Annotated in this window: 3 protein-coding genes; 2 read left to right on the top strand and 1 reads right to left on the bottom strand. The window is 63.3% G+C overall.

Going from position 1 to position 2,226, the window contains the following annotated elements:
• Positions 1 to 40: 40 nt before the first annotated feature.
• Positions 41 to 334: a hypothetical protein gene (locus I5W_RS32235; protein WP_159106151.1), complete on the bottom strand. Its 294-nt coding sequence runs from the start codon at positions 332 to 334 to the stop codon at positions 41 to 43.
• Between I5W_RS32235 and I5W_RS24955 the strand changes: the two genes are divergently transcribed.
• Together I5W_RS24955 and I5W_RS24960 are read left to right on the top strand one after the other, a co-directional pair.
• Positions 328 to 831, top strand: a complete 504-nt coding sequence (locus tag I5W_RS24955; RefSeq protein ID WP_252717216.1) for a chemotaxis protein CheW — start codon at positions 328 to 330, stop codon at positions 829 to 831. The genes I5W_RS32235 and I5W_RS24955 overlap by 7 nt on opposite strands.
• 266 nt (positions 832 to 1,097) lie before the next feature.
• Positions 1,098 to 2,226, top strand: a 1,129-nt coding sequence (locus tag I5W_RS24960) for a type IV pili methyl-accepting chemotaxis transducer N-terminal domain-containing protein (RefSeq protein WP_252717217.1), incomplete at its 3' end; no start/stop codon positions are given.

Consider the following 2,226-nt stretch of genomic DNA (forward strand, 5'->3'; position numbering starts at 1 on the left):
CCTCCCCGGTTTTTCCCCGTCTGGCGGGATTTGATCTATATCAAGTCCCGTTTTCGTCGCGTTTTCCCATCATTTTCTTGTGCCGGGCCGTGCATTGCATTTGCTGCGTGGAAAAACCTCGGACTTTTCTGGGTAAAATCGAACCCAGTACCAGCATTGCCACCTGACCGGATGACAGGACGCACAGACGTTCGCCCGGCATGGTTCCGGCAACTCCCCTCAATGGTCTTGTCATCTGCCTGCGGCCCGCCATCGGGCTGCGGCGTCGCTCGGTCGCCCGCTCGGGCTGGATCGCATGGACTTTTTTAACCGTTTCATGAGGCTGGTATGTCACACCCCAAGGATTTCCTCATTGATGCGCTGCATTCTCCGGCAGCGCCAACATCGCCGCAGCGCGAAGGGCTGGAGCAATTCCAGGCCTCGCTACTGGCGCGCATGGCTGCCAGCGACAATGAAAGCACGCGCTCGCGCCGCCTGGCAGTGCTCATCGGCAACCAGCATTGCCTCATCCCCCTGGCCCAGGCCAGCGAGATCCTGCCCCTGGACGGCCTGACCCTGACCCCGGTGCCGGCCACCCATGCCTGGTTTCGCGGCCTGCTCAACATCCGCGGCAACCTGGTCGGCCTGGCTGACTTGAGCGGCCTGGCCGGCGCTCCCCTGCAGCCGTGCGGTGCCGGCAGTCATGCGCTGCTGCTGGCGCCCAGCCTGGCACCACAGTGTGGCTTGCTGGTGGCGGCGGTGCTGGGATTGCGCGACATCGAAGAAATGACGCGAATCTCGAAAAAATACGAGGAAGGAATCCACTTACCCGGTGTCAACGGACGTTANTAAGACGGCAGTGGTCAGCAATGGGATGAGCTGGACCTGTCGGCACTGAGCCGGGACAGCAATTTCCTGCAGATCGGCCGCTAGCATCGGCGCGGTCGCGCACAGCGCGTCACACCACAAGATTCTGAAAAAGAGGGATTAGGATTTCCGCCATGGACCCGAGCTTGCCGTACCAGTCGAAAAAAACGCGCCGCCGCGTTTTGGGCGCAAAGCGCGTGGCCGGCGTTGCGGCAAAGCCTCGGGCCAGTGTCACAGCGCCATCCCGCAGCTTGCGCCTGCCCTACCTGTGCCGTTTCTCGCTGCGCACCCAGACGCGCCTGCTGCTGGGCGTGCTGGCGGTGTCGTTGACGGCGCTGTGCCTGTTCATGTGGCTGGGCGCGCGCCTGTACCTGCTGGCGACCTTGCAGACCAATCTGGCCTCCGACCTGGTGATGCATTCGCAGCGCATCGGCAAGGCCGTGCCCAATGCCATCCAGGGCAATCCCCAGGCCTTCGTGCAACTGGCGCAAAGCCGCAACGAATTCAATCGCGGCCTGCTGCTGTTGAGTAGCGGTGGCCTTTATCAGGGCCAAAACATCGGCCCGCCCGATGCCGCCATCAAACCGGTGCTGGAAAACGTCGAGCACATCTGGCGTCGCACCGACCTGGCCGGCGAAACCATCCTCGGCATGGAAAAGGAATTGACCGGCTTCGGTACCACCTTGAAGCGCCTGAACCAGTTGCTGCCGGTGATGCTGGACTTGAGCGAGCAGATCGCCATGCTGCAATCGCAGGGCCACCCCACCACGCGCGAGATGGCCGCGGCCAGCCAACTGGTGATGCTGACCCTGCGCCTGGGGCGCAGCTCCAATGAGTTCCTCACCTCCGAAGGCGTCAACCCGGAAACCGCCTTCATGCTGGGCAAGGACATCACCGCCTTCGGTGACCTGCTCAAGAGCCTGCAGGAGGGCAACGACATGCTACGCCTGCGTCCGGCCAGCGATCCCGATCTGCGCGACAAGCTGCAGGAGCTGAGCCGCGTCTTCGGCGAATACCAGCCGCAGATCGCCGGCATCCTCGGCAACCTGCAGAATTTCATCGCCGCCAAGCGGGCCGAGCAACTGGTCTTTGTCGAGAACGAAACCCTCAAGCGCCACCTCACCGAATTGCAGGACGCCTACCGGGTCGCCCTCAAGGCCCGCTCCTGGACCTTCTGGGCAGTGCTGGCCGCCATGGCCATGGCCTTGCTGAGCGCCATCGGCATCGCCCTGGCGCAACTGCAAAGCAGCCGCAACAACGCCGCCGCTGCCGAAGCCCGGCGCCAGGAAGCCGAACTGCAGCGCCAACTGGCCCAGCAGGAAGAAGAAAAGGCCATGCGCGCCAATCACCAGACCCAGGCCGCCATCCTGCGCCTGATGA

Source organism: Herbaspirillum sp. B65 (genome assembly GCF_000333555.1).
In the GTDB taxonomy this organism is placed as follows: domain Bacteria; phylum Pseudomonadota; class Gammaproteobacteria; order Burkholderiales; family Burkholderiaceae_D; genus Herbaspirillum; species Herbaspirillum rubrisubalbicans.